Origin of the sequence: Candidatus Profftia sp. (ex Adelges kitamiensis) (assembly GCF_020342455.1) — a bacterium.
Lineage (GTDB): Bacteria > Pseudomonadota > Gammaproteobacteria > Enterobacterales > Enterobacteriaceae > Profftia.
The window spans coordinates 1,016,346-1,036,897 of record NZ_CP080506.1 but is presented as its reverse complement, the minus strand read 5'-3'; the positions used below and the strand labels follow the sequence as shown (position 1 = coordinate 1,036,897).

Below are 20,552 nucleotides of genomic sequence, written 5' to 3'. Positions count from 1 at the left end.
TAATTATTAATTATCATTTAAGATTATACAATTATTATTGTAAAGATACAAGGGTTAAAAATATAAGTAAAATACAATATATAATTTAAAAAGTAATCTTATTTGATAAGCATCAGCGTATTAAAGTAATTAGCAAAAATAATTTTTATGTAATATATGTTGTTTTTGCAATTATGTATGATAATAGATTTCCGATAATACTCTGATATTACATATGTTTGTATATTTTAAGAGTATTAGAAATATCTTATTAGTTAATAGATTACAGTTTATATTGATATATATCTTTATCAGCAAAAGATATAATTTAAATTATTTATTTCTATATAAATAGATGTATATATAAGATCTTATATCTAGATCCTATTTTATAATAGTTTAGAGAAATTTTAAATGATTGTATATTTGCAAGTATATACTTTTGATGTTATATAATACTGCAGTAAATTAACTATATCTTTATTTGTTTTTTTATTTTACTTAAAAAGCAATAAATTTTATATACTATAATTTATAATTATTTTATAATTCTAAACGATAGAATAATACTTGCCTATTAACAGATTAGTATTATTCTATATAAGAATATTACAATAACAATATACTAAAATAGAGGGTAAACATTTAACATATTATATTTGTTATTATATTTAATATATATAGATATCTTAAGAATAATTAACAGATTAAGGTTAAAATGTAATATATATAAGTAATTATCCATGAAAATTTTTTTCACATAAAGTTGTTGTATTTTTTTTTACTAATTACATTTCTATTATATACATCCGTACTAAAATTTATGTGAATGTATTTTTAGTAATATTTTTGATGTGTAATTTATCACAATGATTCTTTGTGATCTATATAACCAATTATATATTCTAATTTTGAAACATAAACTTTATATATAGATAATAATATAAATTAAGTTAAATTATGTCATTGTATATTATATTTTAAATCAATAAATTTTTACGATGTAAAGTATTAGATCAGGGATGGTTTATTATTAATTTTCTTTGCTTATTATTAAATTTATCTCATATAAATTATATATTATAAACCTATATTATAACCAGTTTAAAATCAATAATAGTTTATCGTTACTTTTAAGTAAAGTATAATATATAGTATATATACTAGGATAATTGTAAAAATTTATATTTAGTAATTTTAGTTAAATATTATCTAAGAAAACAGGAAAATATTATATTTATAATAATAATATTAGTAGTGTTACTATATTATATTAATAAATGCATTTTTAATGCATTTATTAATAATAAGGTATATAATAAAAAATATAATTAATACAATCAATACTATCCATTAATATATTTTAATACATGTTATTACATCTTATTCCTGAATAATAAATACTTATCTCCGTAGATTTTTTGGTTTGAATTATTTTTTAAATAAAGAGAGTTTAAAGGATAGACTGCTACCAAATAATATTTTTGGTATATTTAATATTAATATCTTTATTTAAAACTAAAATAAATAAAAATCTATTCATATTTTATCTTAGACTTATCATATTTTAATTTATAAATTAATATACGTTTAATATATTAACTGTTTAAGCTATACTATAAGTAAATAGTGCTAATAAATTGAGTTATTATATATTCATATCCTATTGTGATATATAACCCCCTATTATATATAGTACAGTAATCAAAACTAAGTAAAATATTTTTACATTAAATATAGAGTGCCCCCTAAAATACTATTATAATTAGTGATACTCATACAAAAGCATTGATTTATGTAATATATAAAATATATTACTATGATTATAAAAATATAAGAGGACATATGCAGTATTAAGGATGTATTGTATGAAAGAATAATTATGAAATTTAAATTAATAACATTTATGGTCAATACTTATTTTAATTATTTAAGCAAAAATATTTTTCTACTTAATTTAAATCATTAGTTTATCTATGTCCTACTATCTAGTAATAAAACTTTTTTAATAAAAACAAAGTTTTATTAGTTATAATATTACCGCTTATATATTATTATTAATAATATCCTCTACCTTAGATTTAAGATTTACTGAAATGATATGAGTTTAATTTATTTGGCTTATAAGAAAGTACTATACAATATATAAAAAATATATTGTATTTTTTATCTTTTATATTTTATAAATAAATTGAAGTCATAGTTTAGTATGTATTATTTTTAATAACTAGTTATTATTTAGTTTTAATTACTGTTATTATTTATTACTAGATAATCATATATAAATGATAATTTTATATATGATAATAACATATTTTTTTCGATCTATTTATAAATCAAGAGATTTATAATCCTATTAGGTATATTAAATAGATATTTTAATAAATAAATATATATTTTTGTTAAAAATAATGTACTGCAAACTATATTATATTAAGTTTTGGTTACATCAACTCCTTATTCATATCTTAATATTTTAATTTGATATTACATTCAATAATCTATATAAAACTAATATTTTTTCAAAAAGAATCTAATTATTTTTTATAAAATAATGGTAAATGGGTATTAATTAACTTATATACATTAATTCCTTTGTGTTTAAATATTCTATATTAAAATATAAAGTAAGACAACAAAGAGAGGTAGGGAGAATTAATGATTATTACCTCATTAAAACTATTATAGTTATTTTTGATAATATAAGTAGTAGTTGATCTTTAGTAAGTAGTAAATATTTTGTAGTATATATTAGAGTAAAGTAATAATCTAAAAGATACATTTTAGATAATTAAAAACCTACTACCCCCATAGACTCTGGTATTATTTTTATTCTTGCTAAGAATAACCTTATTAATTATATTACTGTTAGTTATTATTAGTCTGGTTTTATATTAGTAAGATTGTGCTACTTACTTTATACTCTTATGAGTATTAGTTGTGTTACTAAATTTATCTGTTTGGTTAAATTTACTTGATAATATATTATCATGATAAATATATAAAGGTCCTTTTAGACCACAACTAGTCAAGGTAAATATAGTAAAAGTTATTAAGGGTAAATATTTTTTTTTCATGGTTATTTAATTTATTAAATTAATTTTTATGTATTAGTTTTTTATAATTATAACTTAATATTTAAAAATAATCAGTAAACTTAGTTTATTAAAATAATGAGGTTATTGAATTATTTAAATAATAATATTTATATAAAAATATTTTAAATTTTATAAACGTGTATGTATGTAATATTGTATATATTATACTATTATAAATAGTATGAGATGAATGTAGAGATTATGATAATAATACAAGAAGTATAGATAAAATAGTTTTAAAAAAAATATCTATAAATATCCTACTGTATCTGTAGTAACCATTATTAACATTATCTATATTATCGTGTTTAAGTTATATAATTATAATTATAATTGAAATCAATATTCTTGTAATTCGCTATCTGTGTATTTTTTATAAAACCCCAATATTTATTACTTAATTAAAATATATTACTGATATTAATGTTGTTATAGTATTCAATATAAAAATATTTTTTAATATTAATAATATTTTTTACAATAAGACATATTTAACACAATAAAAATATGTGAATAACTAGTCTATAAGAAATAAACCAATCAACTAAATATAGTTAATTAAGACTAAAGATAAATCAATCAACTAATGGAATATTATAAAACAATCAAAGTATTTTTTACTATTTTGATATTGAGATTTTTTATAATGAAGAATATAAATATTATCAAATATTAATAATTTATAATGCTGATAAATTATTTTCTTATAAAACTATTCAAGAACTTTACTTTTTCTATGTATGTAGTTGTATATATTTAAATTTTTAATAAAACCAGTGACAATTAAAAATATATTAGCATAAACGTATAAATCTATAAACATAGATATCAATATAAATTTTTTTATTAAGGTAACTACAGTACTATTTTTTATAGTAAGATAAAAATAAATTTTAGTATTTTATTTGAACTACATTGTCATAAGAAGTAAATTTATATGCTATTTTTATATATATAATATCTATACTTACTTTAGTGTATTAGACATAAATCAATTAATCTGTATTTTACCTAAAAATCAAATAAATATGTCTTATAAAATTTATTTAATAAAAACTATTGATTGTTTAATAAAAAAAATAAAATACAATAATTACGTATTACTTAGTAAGTAGTAAATACAATAGTTTAATATTAGATATAATAATATACCTAAAAACTAGTAGCAACTTAAACAACAGCAATAAAAATATTGCTGTTGTTATTTTATTAAAAATACATTAATATTAATTAATGTTGTTTTAAAAGGGTACTTATTAAGATCTCTAAATATATATAATGTTATTAGTAATATTTTAGTACTTTTGTTTCTATAAAACAAGACTGTCTCAGTACTAGTGATAAAATCGCAGATTTCTTGATACACTTAATATAAATAGTTAATGAATTATTTTGTGATAATATTTAATTATATTAAATAATATTATGCTTTTTATGTTAAATAATGTCAATTTATATAGTGTTATTTTATTTTATTAGCAGCAAATATATGGCGCACTTGTTCTAAATCTTCTATAGTATTGATACTACAATTAGGTATATTTTTAGTTATATCAATATGAATTCTTCCTCCATACCATAATACTCGAAGTTGTTCTAACATCTCAATTTGCTCAATTATAGTTTTATTCCAAGTTATATAGCGACGAATAAAACCAGCACGATATGCGTAAATACCAATATGTCGTAACAAATTATTACCAATTTTATTACGAGAGACTAGAAAACGATCACGATCCCACGGTATAGTTGCACGTGAAAAATATAGTGCATAGTTATTTTTATCACATACTACTTTTACAGTATTTGGATTAAAAGCTTCTTTGCTAGAGGTTATAGGAACTGCTAAAGTAGCCATATCTGATTTATAATCAGCTATATTATCAACAACTTTGTGTATCATTTCTGGAAAAAATAATAGTTCATCCCCTTGAATATTCAAGATGATCTCATGATCAGCAAATCTGTATTTTTCTATCACTTCCGCTATACGCTCTGTACCTGAATTATGATTCATTTGTGTCATACAGACTTCTTTACCAGCTTTCTCTACTACTTGTTTAATTTTAAGGTGATCAGTTGCCACAATAACGCGTGTAGCACCAGATTGTAATGCCCTTTCAATTACGTGAATAACCATTGGTTTTCCATTAATTTCAGCAAGTGGTTTACTAGGTAAACGTTTTGAATTATTACGTGCAGGTATTATAGTAATAAAATTCACTTAATTATTTCTCATCTATAGAAGGAAGACTATTGTAGTTATGCATAAAAATAAGATATTCTTTTGTATATTTATCTAAAATTATCTATTGTATAAAATTAGTTTTATCATTTTTGATAAAATAAAAACTTTTCTAGTATATACGAAATATGTAAGAATCTCTAATAAGAAGACATTATCTAACTATTTATTATTCAACAGGGTTGTTTATTATTTATATATAATATAATTATAGATTATAATAATATTATTGTAATTACTCATATTTAAAAAAATAATATTTTTATGTAGATTTATTTTAAATATATTATGATAATAATATAGATTAAGCTTATTAAATTCCAGGTATGATTTTTATCATATAAATAACTTAAAACCATGATTATGAATATGCCAAAAATAAAAATTTTAACTAATTGTTTTTTCAAAAATATTTTTATGTAACAAGGAAATACTTAATATTTTATATCTTAAATATAAAAACGATATAATTTTATTTTAACTATTTTTTTGCTTAAATATCTTAATTTTATGTTTATTATTAAATAATGTAAAATAACGACTATATTGCTAAAATTAATTTTTAACGTATTTTGTATAAAATATTTCAATAGTTTAATGACACCTGTGGATAATTGTAAAAATCTTGTTATTAAGATTACTATATTTTTATTAATTAATATCAAGTTAACAAATAAGTATACATAAATATAAAATTAATAAATATATTATCTATTTTTATCTTATATTATACTTTATGTCTATTAATTCTTAGTTAATAATACTAAAATTAATTTGTATAGTATTATTATTATAGTAATGTATGTTAGTGATATAATTAAGGTATATATAAATTATTTATGGTAATTTTTATACCTAAGAAAATAAAATATATGAATCTTATATTATAAGGCGCATATATTATACGTTTATTGTATAGAAATAAATTATTCTTATAACCCTAAAAGTAAAATGCCAATATTAATTAGAATAGTAAAATATAATCGTAAAATATATAAATTAGTAAGTAAGATGAATTAATGAAATTATTAAAAAATAAATACTAAGATATTATTAGTTAGTGATAATAAAAATTATATGTCTTAGGTAAGAATTAATATTTATTAAAGTTTACATTAATAGTAATATCTAGGTTTTTTTAATTAATATAATACTATTAAATAGTATAACTATTTTGGTCTAAATAATACTGTATACAAATAGTAACTATTTACTATCTTATATTATTTTATATAAGTTTGGTTTTCACTTAGTGAATGTATGCACATGATCTAATATATTCTATATTAACATACAAAACCTAAATGCATATATAAATTTTAGTACAAATGAAATTAAATTAAAATTAAATTAAATTAAATTAAAATTAACTTAAATTAACTTAAATTTTATAATGTATAAGTATAGTACTATAAACAATAAATTTTATTGGCATAAAATTAATGTTATTATATATCAATAAACTATATATAAATTTAATAATAACTCATAAAAACATAATAGATATATTATATTTGATATAAATATTTTTCATATAGGAAATATTATATTTTTTAAAAGATATTTATATGTCTATCATTAATTTTAAAGTTAAATATATTTTATATAAAATTGATTATAATATTAGCAATATCAAAGTAGATTTATCATATTATTTTGTAGTCTTGTTTTAGATTATATTTTAATATTAGATATATTAAAATTGGTAAGTTCTTTTATAATAAATTTTATTAACTAATTATACCTAATACTATATTTATTTTAAAAATATTTTATTGATAATATATTTGTAATATTAAAATAAAGTTGTATTAATTTTATTAAAAATTTAATATTTTATATGCTAAATTAGTGCATTATTTAAGTAACTATCCCTTCAAGAGATTAGGAATTATATTAATAGTTTATGTATAAAAATTATAGTAAATTACCAATTATTTATACAAGTGTTCTACAATAACAAACTTAATTGAATTATTTATATAGAAATATTATTATGTAAAATTAATAACTAAAAAATATTAGTTATTAAGATATTTAAATATAGATTATTTCTTTTATAATATTTTAATCTCTTTATTTTCAGGAAAATATATTATATATACCATACATCATAGATGAAAAATATCTTTTTACTCTTTTCTAGAAAAAATAAAAGTAAAATATAATACTTTAAAATTAATAAAATATAATCCAGGTTAATTTTTTATTAAATAAAAAGAATTCAAATATATACTAAAAAATTTAATATTAAAGTATTAAGTAGTTACTTATTGCAGTTATCAATATATTATTTTGTATATTTTACTAAAAAGGTAAATTATTATACTATAATTTTACTACATATATAGTATAATAATAAGACATATTTTAGTAATATATAAAATTATCTTTACAATATGTATTGGTTCTTAATATAATATATATTATCTATACTCAAAGTTGATGCAATCAAACACTTAATAATATTGTTAATATTAAAATATATTAAAATAAATATAATTTATAGTTAATACTTATTATAGTATTAGTGAAGTATTATAAAGTATTGTAAAATACAAACCTATAAAATATATTTTTAATATTTTTATTAAAAAAAACTAAATTTATATAAAATATTTTTACGTTTAATGTTCTTCTTAGTATGGTTTAAAGGAATCAAAAATTATCTTGTATATTTCTCGATATAAGACATAATTAAAATCTTATGTAATATGCATTATTCCATGTATTTGGATTAATGTAATATTTAAAAAGTTAAAGAAATATATTATTCCAATACCAGAATATTTTTTATAAGATTTAAATCTAGGTCCAGTTACTAATTTGAGTACTGGGATTTGTTATTATTCACAAATTAGTTTAATTATTAGTAATACTAAAAATATGATAGAAAAATGTAATATCTTTCTGGTTGGACCTATGGGTGCTGGTAAAAGTACTGTTGGTCGTCAATTAGCTCAACAACTTAATATGGATTTTTTCGATTCTGATCAAGAAATTGAGTTACGTACCGGAGCTAATATTAGCTGGGTATTTGATGTAGAAGGTGAAGAAGGGTTTCGAGATCGTGAAGAGAAAATTATTGATGATATTACTAGAAAAAAAAGTATTGTTCTAGCAACTGGAGGTGGTTGTATACAGTCTCTTAATACCCGTAATAGATTATCATCTCGTGGAGTTATTGTATACCTTAAAACTACTATTAATAAGCAGCTTATTCGCACACAGCATGATAAAAAAAGACCATTATTACAGGTAGGTATTCCTCGTTTAGTTTTAGAAGAACTTGCAAAATTACGCAATCCTCTTTACGAAAAAATTGCTAATATAACCATTTGCACAGATAATAAAAGTGCTAAAGTTATTATAACTCATATTACTCGTATATTAGATAAGTAACTAAATTAAATTAATTATAATCTTAGGAATTTTAGTATATATGGAAAATATTACTGTAACTCTTGGAGAACGTAGCTACCCAATAAAGATATCCTCTGGTTTATTTAAGGATCCCACTGCATTTCTGCCTTTAAAAGCTGGCAATCAAGCAATGTTAGTTACTAATAAAACATTAGCTGGAATATACCTTAACCGTATTAAAGACTCTATTACAAAGGCCGGTATTAAAATAGATCAGATAATCTTACCAGATGGAGAACAATATAAAACATTATCAGTAATGGAACAAGTCTTAACTGAGTTATTACATAAGATGCACGGTCGTGATACTACTCTTATTGCTTTAGGTGGAGGTGTTATTGGTGATCTTACTGGTTTTGCAGCAGCATGTTATCAGCGCGGTGTACGTTTTATTCAAATACCTACAACATTACTTGCAATGGTAGATTCTTCTGTTGGTGGAAAAACAGCAGTTAATCATTCATTAGGAAAAAATATGATTGGTGCTTTTCACCAACCAATCTCTGTAATAATAGACATTGATTGTTTAAAAACCTTACCATCAAGAGAATTTTCTTCAGGATTAGCTGAGATTATTAAATACGGTATTATTATAGATAGCAATTTTTTTATTTGGTTAGAAAATCATCTAGATGAAATATTAGCTCTTGAAACTGCTGCTTTAACATATTGTATTCGTCATTGTTGCGAGCTTAAAGCTAGATTAGTTTCTTTAGATGAGACAGAACAGGGTATACGTGCATTATTAAATTTAGGTCATACCTATGGCCATGCTATTGAAGTCGAGATGGGATATGGTAATTGGTTGCATGGTGAGGCTGTTGCAGTAGGAATGGTTATGGCGGCTCAAACTGCTTATCGTCTTAATCAATTTAGTGTAGTGGATATTGTTAGGATAAAAAAGCTAATTATGAGAGCAGGATTACCTGTAAATGGACCAAGTAGTATGTCTCCAAAATCTTATTTACCGCATATTATTCGTGATAAGAAAGTTATAGCTGGTGAGTTACGCCTAGTACTGCCAACTGCTATTGGTAAATCAGAACTATGTATTGGATTATCTAAAGAAGTTATTCTAACTGCAATTACTGATTGCTATAATTAATATTATTTAAATAATACAATACTAAAATGATAAATATAATAAAAAATTTAATATAAAAAATATTTAAAACGAGCAAATTAGTTATTTTATTAATTTCATATAATGTTTTATACATTCATTATTAAAATTCTTATCAATTATAGGATGATTAAAAAATAATTTCTTATCTTTTTGTTACTGTAATTAATAGTGAAATTTATAGTGCAGTTAATTTTAAAAAATTAATTTGTATTAGTAGTAATAATATTTAAGATATTAATATCTTAAATATTTATTTTATTTTTTACTATTTATCTCTGATAAAATCAGATAATCAATACTATTTTCTCTAAAAAGTATGGTTTTAAAAAAAAGTTTAAATATTTATTTATAATAATATTGATTATAATGCGATTTGCTATATTAGATAGTATTTTGATTATATATACACATTTGTATAATTTTAAGAAATACTTTAAATAGGTATAATAATATTATTTATATTAAGTACTTAGGAATAACAAAAACTTTGCATTATTAAATGTTTATCTCACTCAATTTTATTGAATTGCAGTATTTTTTATGAAAATTCACGATATATTAATGATAATAAGTATAATATTTTTATTATCATAAATTAGATTCATAGTTACACTGAATAATGTATTTAATTTTTATAATATTAATTTTATTGTATATATAGTTTTTATTGATTAGTACGAGGTAATAAAACTCTAAATAAAGACAATATTTTTATTATAAATATCTTCATAACAAATAATAAATAGCCAAATTATTAGATTCATTGGAGTATTAATTTATATATTGTTAATATGATTTTAAATTTTTCTAAAAATATTTTTGATTAATATTATTAAATAGTTAAAGTATTTTAATAAAATAATATAAAAACAGAGTTTTTTTAAAATTAATTTGTAAAGTAACTACACGCCAATAGATGATATTTTGTCTATATTTACTTCTAGATACACAGCTAATTAAACCATTTATTATAGATAGTTCTGTATTGTTAAATACCAAATATAAGAAATATTTGTTATCTTATAACAATGCTGATTTAATCAATTTATATAATATTATCAAAACTCAATATGATAATTTTGTTCGTGATACCAAAATCATGTTCATTGGTAAGTTTTATAAATATAATTTTTTATGCGTTACGCGATGAATTTAATAAAAGTATACACCATATCGTAAAGATATACTTGTTTTTATATCTTCATCGTCATTGTTATAATTGTTTATATCGTTATAATTGATTAGTAAATTTAATATACCTTTTAATTTATATAAAAACTTTATACTCCTAAATAAAGATGATAATAGTTTGCACAGAAAATTCAGAAAGCAACATTTATTTGTAAAGACTAAATTCAACCTACGAGTCAAGCTAAAAAGGTAGAGTAGGATGTGGTGATACACCCTACATACCACCTATGTCCATTGCTTTTAATTTTACAGCTTATCATACTAAAAAATTTAGTATAGAAGATTACATAAAATTAGCAGAGGTTACTTTAAAATTATCATTACAACAGAATATTCAAGTTTTAATATTAAATCATAATATTGATCTGACACGTCAGCGGTATGAATAAGCAGAACTATTTGTATTAAAAATATATTGCAAAATTAGTAGTAAAATAGATATAAAAAATCAAATGAATAAATTATTAGTATAATATTAATCATTTTACAATAACATATTAACTTACTAGATAAAGAAATAAATGAAACCTTATTGGATTGCTCCATCAATTTTATCAGCAGATTTTGCTAGATTGGGTCAAGACGTTACTAAAGTATTAGCATCAGATGCAGATATAATTCATTTTGATGTAATGGATAACCATTATGTCCCTAATTTAACTATTGGTCCTATGGTATGCAAAGCACTACGTGATTATGGTATTACCGCTATGATTGATGTACATTTAATGATTAAACCGGTAGATTTTTTTACTATTTCCGCTTTTGTAGAAGCTGGTGCAAATATTATTTCTTTTCATCCAGAAGCCTCAGAACATGTTTATCGATTATTGCAGTTAATCAGCTCCTTGGGATGTAAGGCAGGTTTAGCATTTAATCCGGCTACATCACTAAGTTATCTTGAGTATGTAATGGATAAGGTAGACGTAATTCTATTAATGTCGGTAAATCCAGGTTTTAGTGGTCAGACTTTTATTCCTAATACTTTTAATAAAATTCGTGAAGTTCGTAATCTTATCGATCGTAGTGGGCACGATATCAGATTAGAAGTTGATGGTGGTGTAAAAATAAATAATATTAGAGATATTGCAGCAGCAGGTGCTGATATATTTGTAGCAGGATCTGCTATTTTTGGTCAGCCAAATTACAAAAAAATCATTACTTATATGCGTAATGAAATCTTCAAAGCTATCAGTATACTTTAATAAGTGTATGTAACACTAATTTTATCTATTTTATTTTAAAATTTCAAGGTATTTTCTTCTTTTATTGTTAGTGTATTAAAATATTTTAAATTATAGATTATGTATTTCTAGAGCTTATTATACTAGATTTATAGTATATCAATATAAGTTAAAATTAACTGCAAATTAATATAAATATTATTCTTTTAATTTGTACTTTTTTGATAAGTATCAGTATAGAATTTATTTATTAAATATATCTTATGTTATAATAAATACTTAATAAAAAAATCATTACATTACACTTCTAGGACTAGATAATATCTAGTTTTTTTATTAAAAATTAGTCTTATTGTGCTTATATGAATATTAAAAAGTTACTACTATTTTATTGGGTATTTACAATTTTATTGTAACGTAGATTACGTTCTTTATTAATTATGTATGCTTTATTTTAACATATAGTTAGCTTACTTTAATGCATAATTTCATTAAGATACGTAAATTTCTAAGATTATAATCTATAAAATATTATTAGTTTTTCTAAAAAATATTTCTTTATTAGAATATAGTAAAACTATACAAATATAAGTATAAAATATTTATGTAATGTATTTTTATCTAAAAATAATAGTTTTTATTTAAACTCTATTTAAACTCGTTAAGTTAATTATAGTAAAAAACTATAAATTTATATTATAAAATATATGTATGTATTTTATATGTATTAAGATTAATAAAATAAAACATAATCATAAGAGTTTAATAAGAATATTTGCATTTTATTGTGCATGAGTATTTTAAATAAATTAAACTAGATTAGTTAAAATACTTAATATTTTTATTAGTAATAAAATAAAAATATAATTTTACTAATAAAATATTCATAATATAAACAAATAAAATGATATTTTATATATCAACAGTAGTTATAATATCTAAACAAAATAACTATGTTAGTTTCTTATATTTACTGTAATTATAATTGTATTAAATAATATAAATATTATATGATATTTTTTTCAAAACATCATTATTAATTAGAATGTATAATTAAATAATTATTTTACTATTTGAAATAGTACTATATATAATTATATATTAAGTAAATTATATAGTACTTTAAAGTAATTAAGTTCTCCCCCCATTCTAATTGTTTACTGTAGTTACCTTTTTAATAATTCCTTATTTATATATAAGATGTTTTTTATATTTTGTAAAATTATAGTATACATAAAATATTATATAGCATAAATAATTAAATTATTCTTAAGTAATTTAATGATATTTTATGGTAACTATATATACATCATATATCTTGTTTTATTAAAATATACTATTTTAAATTAAGATTATATTTAATTAATAATTTTTAGTACTGTAAAAATTTTATTTATTCATGAGTATTTATATACTAAACTGGTAATACTAGTTTAGTATATAAATAATTAAAGATTAAAATATTTATATAATTTAGCTTTTAAATTTATCTAATAAAAATAGATAATACAGTTAGGTTTTATATGAATTTTCTTATTTGAGTTCCCAACTGTATTAAAATATCTAAGATAGTATATAGGAATTATAATTACATGAATAAGCCGATCGTTTTTAGTGGTACACAGCCTTCCGGGGAGTTGACCATTGGTAATTATATAGGAGCTTTGCGTCATTGGGTACACATGCAAGATTCATATATATGTATTTATTGTATTGCTAACCAACATGCTATCACTATGCGTCATGATGCACAACAACTACGTAAATTAACATTAGATACACTGGCTTTGTATTTGGCCTGTGGTATAGATCCAGAAAAAAGTATTATATTTGTGCAATCTCATGTTCCTGAGCATGCCCAGCTGGCCTGGGTGTTGAATTGTTATACTTATTTTGGTGAGTTAAGACGTATGACTCAGTTTAAAGATAAATCTACAAGTTGTGTACAAAATATTAATGTAGGTTTATTTGGGTATCCCGTGCTTATGGCTTCTGATGTTTTACTATATCAAACTACTAAAGTACCGGTTGGTGAGGATCAGAAACAACATCTTGAATTAATACGTGATATTGCTGTACGTTTTAATGCTTTATATGGTAATGATATATTTAAGATTCCAGAGCCTGTTATTCTTAAATATGGTTCTCGTATTATGTCTTTACTAGATCCAACCCAAAAGATGTCTAAATCCGATAAGAACCGTAATAATGTAATTGGTCTTTTAGAGGACCCACAATTAGTTATTAAGAAGATTAAATGTGCCGTTACAGATTCCGACTATCCAGCTGCTATTCGTTATGATGTAATAAATAAAGCGGGTATATCTAACCTGCTTAATCTCTTGTCTGGAGTTACCGGTAAAAGTATTCAAAAAATAGAACAAGAATTCAAAGGAGAAACATATAAATATTTAAAATATGCAGTTGCGGATGCTATGTCTGTTATGTTAATAAGATTACAGAGGAATTATAGTAGTTTTAGAAAAAATGAAACTTTATTGGAACAAATTATATATTCTGGAGCAAAAAAAGCACGTATTATTGCAGGAAATACTTTAAAAAAAGTTTATAATACGATTGGTTTTATTGCTCAAAAGTAAATTTAAAAAATCATTTTAATATCTTATCTTAAGTTGATATGCACTGATATATTTTATGCAAATAATATTGAATGAATATTTTCATATATAGAGTATATGTTGTTTAAATATAGTATGGCACTAATATTTTAAGATATTTGTGTTATAAATTATTATATTTAATTATTTATAACACTGATAATTATTTATTACATTTTTATTAAAAATAAATAATTTATGACTATTATTATAATAAAATCTTTAATTTTATCTCTAATATGTCAATATTCAAATAAAGTAAAAAGTAAATAATATTTTTATGTATTTAGATAATATATTAAAATATATATAATTTTACTAAGAAATAACTATTTACAATTTTATATAAAATTTTATAAATTATGTATTTTACTAAAAGTAAAGTATTTCACTTATTTTTATCAAAAAATAAGTGTTGTTGTAGTAAATATTACAAGATATTTTAGTTATTTAATTATGATTATTAAAAAATTTTAAACAGAGTGTTAATTTAAAAATAAATATTTATAGATTAAATCTGTGTGGTATATTATTTGAATATAATTTATATTAATTTTATATAAAAACATACTTTATTTATTATTTTATGCTGTTTTTAAAAGTAAAAGTACTTTATAAGGTTTTAAAAATATTAAATAACCTAATTTATTTTAATTCTGTATCCTAAAATACTTTTTATTTTAGGTAATAACTATTTAGAATTATTACAATATTTTATAAATATTAGTAATAATTGATTAAATTTTTATATATTAAAATCTTTTTAAATTAAAATAATCTTATTAAGATAACTGTTAAATATCATATTACTATTTAAAATGTAAATTATGTCATTATAAATGCATAAAAAAATGGAAACTTAGCCTGATTTATTTTATTAAGCAATAAATAAATGAAAGTATCTTTGGTCAATTTCGATACTCATAAAATAACATGTTTATTCAAATTAGTATGGTATTTGTAAATACTATCGTACTCACCAGTTAATATAACTATATAGATATTAATTAAGTTCAGTATAAATAATTAGTATGCTATAGCTATTTTATATTATAGGTAAGATCATTAAATGATGATTTCAATTGGCAGGTATTTAGTAATTTCTTTAATTACAGTATAATAATTACCTCTTTATAATACTGCTGTTAATGAGCTAATAGTAGTATTAATATTTTTTTATATAAAACAATTTTAATAATATATTTCATTAAAATAATTATATGTACTAGTAATGTTACTTTGTATTTGATGGTATTTTTTATGATCATATTTTATAAATTTAATATTATAATCTAACTATTTTAATAATAGAACATGTCACTTTAGGTAATATGTAAGTGAATTATTTTAATATATTTATATTAAGAAATCAGTAGGGATATTATCAACTAAAAGTTACCATTTAGATATTTATTACTGTATTAATATAAATTATTATTTAAAGCGATAAATGTTTTTTTATCTGTGTTATTTATTCAATTTTATTTAGAAAATTCCCACACTTAATAACTTGTAGATATCAGTCTCATTTTGGTTTATAATTAATAAGTTTTCTTAAATATATTTAACTCACAGGATAGTATTAATTTATAAAAAAATTAGTAATATGTAATTAATGTTATTAAGAATACTTACTTGAATTATATTTTTAAACTTGATATATAAATAAATATATATCAATTTAAACTAATCAATTTTTTTATTGATGCAACATTAAATAAATTAATTTAATTAGTAATATTTTTAAATATAATATCATTTAATATAAGATATATATATAAAACTATGAGTATTTTATAATGAATTATACTCTTAAATAATTATTTAAATTGTATTTTTAGATAAAAACAATTATATACCGGATAATATTTTGATCAAAAATTTAACCTCACTCAAATATATATTATATATTAATTAGTATTTGTTGTGTTAATATTCTAAATGATAAATATAATTATATATTTAATCACAAGTTAAATTAGTTAATTTATAGATCTTATCAAGAGTAATAATTTAAATATTATAATATATTATGTTTCAGAATATCTTTTAATTATATAAAATTATTTTTTAAATATATTATTTTAATTACTAACCTATAAGGTTGTATATGAATTAATATTACTTGTATTAATTACTAAAATTATTGAACTTTTACTATATGTCTGTTCTATTAATTATAATATACCCAATTACAATGTGTATAATATCTAAGAAGTACTCCCTAAATATAAGTTTTATATAGGTAATATTAATAGAGTTATTACTATCATATTTAAACTTATTATATGATATATATCATATTAATGATACATAAAAAGATTAGTATTGACAGTATTATTATTATAAAAAATCAAATATTTTACAATAAAATACATAATTAAATATAGAATTATTACTATTTTGAACAAAGTAACTATTATCTTCAATGGTGTATTAATCTTGTATATTTTAGAGAAAAAATCCATCACAATATTTTAGTTACATAATCGTATGTTTATTAATTAACTGATAATTACTTATTTAGAATATTATATGGATAATTACATAATATTTAGATATTAAAATTTTAGGGAAGATATTTTTATATACATAAGATATCAATCATTTTTAGTATATTAAAATTACAATATTGTAATAAAATATGAAAAAAATATAATATTTTAATTGTTAATTAAATATGAATATTCTTATATTTTTTATTAAAATATTATTTACTTAAGTAATAATTTTAGATAAGTAACATTGATAATGCCAAGTGAAATATATCATGTATATAAATTATGATTTTTTTAATTTTATAATGTTAAATTTAATAATCCTTAGTAAATATTTTTTATTTGCCGCTATTTGCTCAGTAAAATAAATTTTATTCCTATTGGTATGATAATAACTAATAGAAGAAACAGATAATACTCTAAAACCTTTTAACCCTAGAGAATTTTTAGTTTATATTCTTACTATAACGTATCATAATATTAATGAACTGTTGGGTTCCTTTATAAAGGAAGGTGCAATTATTTCTTTCGGTAGATTAAAGTTAAATTTAGGTATATAAAAAAATATTTAATACAGATTAAATTATGCTGTTAACTGGAAGTTATTCTATTATGTTTAAATTTTTGAAAATTATCTATATAACTAATATTTAGTAATAAACTAGTAAATTGAGTATAGATTTAATAAGTATAGTTAGATAGAATTATCTATTAATATGTAAATATATAATTTTACACCGTATAGTATAGTAAGATAACTCTTATACTAGTTGTACTTAGATTTTTATAATCTTAGTCATATCTTTATTTCTGATGGTAGTTCAATATAAACTTACTATTGCTTCATGTTTTATGTATTAAGTTAACCTATACGTTATTAATATTAGTTTACTTAATATGAGTTGGTATGGTATTTAATATTTTTTGTTTAATGAATTATAAAACTAAGTTGAGAGAAGTGTGATAGATTTCTAATCTATAAAGTTATAATCATTATTATCAATACGTTGTACTGGGAGCATAATAATAACTTTAAAGTTCCTCTAATTTTTAATATGAAATTTACCGTCAGTTAGGTGTGTTATTTTTACAATAAAATTACGGCAAAATAAAGTGGTCTGCAATAGTGAAATATATATTTTTGTTTAATTTATTAGGTAGCTAAAAATTTATTGATTAATTTTATATACGAATATAGATAAATAAAAATAACTTATTATTTATGTCTCAAAAACTTAGTTATTTTCTAAAAATATATTAAGATTTCTTTAATAATAATAAAATTATTTAAAATTATCTATTCATATATAATATATAATTTTAATTATTAATATTATTAATACTAAATGGATGTATAGATATTCATCTATTTTAGTAACATCATTTTAATGTAATTAAAAGATAAAGCTATTGTATATAAAAAGGATATATCCTAACTTTATGGCTATAATATAATATATATAATTTACTTTATATTGATTTTGCTCCTTTAATTAGATAATAGGATAAGTTAAAAATTATTAATAAACGCACTCTATTTACGTCCGGTATAAAGAACGATCTACGTGCATTTCTTACATGTATAGGTTTACCCAATAAGGATGTAATTACCTCTAGTAATAATTATTTAGTTAATGTATTAATAAGTATAATACAAAGTATAATGTAGCATAATTGAACAGTGTATTTATTATTTACGTACTAGACATAAGATATAAGTTGAAATTTGTAATTAAAATATTTTTATAACTGAGGTGGGTATTTAGAGACAATAGTTATAACACATCTATTAATACAAGTGTATTAATAGTAAACTATTGGTAGATATATGATTTCTTTCCATTAAATCTGCTATATAAAATATGTTAGTAAATATCACATCTTATAGTTATTGCTAGATTAAATTAAGTAGTTAAAATAATAAAAAAATTCAGTTCTAAATAGAGGATAATGATATGAATATTTTACCTAATCAACTAAAAAATTTATTAAAGATATTTGTTCGGTATTATAGTGAAATTGGCACAGAAAATGGTATTGCATTAGATCTACTAGTAATTTTATAATGTATTATTGAGAGATATTCTGGTATCTTAGATATTATTATTAGTGAGTGAAGTAGATTACGTACTTATTTTTTTACTGTTAATGTCTTAATTTTGGTATAATTAGTATTAAGTTTTAGAATATATAACAATTAATAAAAAATATTATTATTATTAGTAGTACAAGAAATGATAGTTTGATAAAAGGAATAAAATAATGTCATTTGAAAAATTAGAAGTAAAAATTCATCAGGCAATTGATATTATATCACTTCTACAGATAAAAATTAAAGAATTAAAAGAACAGAATACCCAACTTCTTGAAGAAGTTAATCAAGCTGCTGGCTATCGTGAAGCTCTTATGCGCGAAAACGAACAATTAAAAGAAGAACAAAATGCACGTCAAGAAAGATTACGCTCTTTGTTAGGTCGTATTGATAAAGTAAGTTAACTTATTTAAGTTATAGAAATATTTTAAGTAAATAAGAGTCTAAAAGGGAAAATTTTATAAAATAAAACTGTCAAAGATATAGCAAAGGATATACTTTTACTAAAAGATATATTTGTCTAGTAATTTATCATATCAACTATACTGTATTATTTAATAAATAAAAACATAATACTATTTACATTAGGTTTTAATTGAAATGCTGAATTTTATTTTTCTATTTATTTAGTAAATATATAAGTTAATAAAAATATTTGACTTATAAACCTAATAAAGTGGTATAATGTGTTATGGATTATTAATAATATATAATAATTATTATAGTAAGATTAGTGATTATCAAAATAAAAAGTAGTATGAGAAATTTAATATCTAGATAAATGTTATCTAAATATTTTATGTAATTATTTAAAGTGATATTTTTTAGATAAAATAGTACTTATCTATAAATATCAAGTAAGGTGAGGTGGCCGAGAGGCTGAAGGCGCTCCCCTGCTAAGGGAGTATGTAGTAAAAATCTGCATCCGGGGTTCGAATCCCCGCTTCACCGTCATTTGCACCCATAGCTCAGTTGGATAGAGTATTCGGCTACGAACCGAACGGTCGGAAGTTCGAATCTTCCTGGGTGCACCATTATTAATTTATTGTATATTTTTTATCTATTATATAATAGTAAATCTAATAAAGTATTTTATAT

Annotated in this window: 7 protein-coding genes and 2 tRNA genes; 8 read left to right on the top strand and 1 reads right to left on the bottom strand. The window is 20.2% G+C overall.

Translation table 11 applies throughout. The features are described 5' to 3' along the window. Positions 1-4,539: 4,539 nt before the first annotated feature. Positions 4,540-5,301, bottom strand: coding sequence for a 3-deoxy-manno-octulosonate cytidylyltransferase (gene kdsB / locus K0T98_RS02705; RefSeq protein WP_225639316.1), 762 nt, complete (start codon positions 5,299-5,301; stop codon positions 4,540-4,542). 2,907 nt (positions 5,302-8,208) lie between these two features. Between kdsB and aroK the strand changes: the two genes are divergently transcribed. The 8 genes from aroK to K0T98_RS02665 all read left to right on the top strand — a co-directional run bounded on the left by aroK (position 8,209) and on the right by K0T98_RS02665 (position 20,488). Next, positions 8,209-8,724, top strand: coding sequence for a shikimate kinase AroK (gene aroK / locus K0T98_RS02700; protein ID WP_225639685.1), 516 nt, complete (start codon positions 8,209-8,211; stop codon positions 8,722-8,724). A 40-nt stretch (positions 8,725-8,764) separates the two neighbouring features. Continuing rightward, positions 8,765-9,850, top strand: a complete 1,086-nt coding sequence (gene aroB, locus K0T98_RS02695) for a 3-dehydroquinate synthase (RefSeq protein ID WP_225639315.1) — start codon at positions 8,765-8,767, stop codon at positions 9,848-9,850. Between the two features lie 1,430 nt (positions 9,851-11,280). After that, a complete protein-coding gene (locus K0T98_RS02690) occupies positions 11,281-11,451 on the top strand; it encodes a hypothetical protein (protein WP_338140397.1) in 171 nt (56 codons plus the stop codon). A gap of 132 nt (positions 11,452-11,583) precedes the next feature. After that, positions 11,584-12,267, top strand: coding sequence for a ribulose-phosphate 3-epimerase (rpe, locus tag K0T98_RS02685; RefSeq protein ID WP_225639313.1), 684 nt, complete (start codon positions 11,584-11,586; stop codon positions 12,265-12,267). Between the two features lie 1,571 nt (positions 12,268-13,838). Beyond that, the gene (gene trpS / locus K0T98_RS02680) at positions 13,839-14,846 is read left to right on the top strand and encodes a tryptophan--tRNA ligase (protein WP_225639312.1); all 1,008 of its coding nucleotides are present in this window, start codon (positions 13,839-13,841) and stop codon (positions 14,844-14,846) included. A 4,778-nt stretch (positions 14,847-19,624) separates the two neighbouring features. After that, positions 19,625-19,858, top strand: coding sequence for a cell division protein ZapB (zapB, locus tag K0T98_RS02675; RefSeq protein ID WP_225639311.1), 234 nt, complete (start codon positions 19,625-19,627; stop codon positions 19,856-19,858). Positions 19,859-20,315: 457 nt separating this feature from the next. Continuing rightward, a tRNA-Ser gene (locus K0T98_RS02670) sits at positions 20,316-20,405 on the top strand. A gap of 6 nt (positions 20,406-20,411) precedes the next feature. After that, positions 20,412-20,488: transfer RNA gene (locus K0T98_RS02665), tRNA-Arg, on the top strand. Positions 20,489-20,552 lie beyond the last annotated feature (64 nt).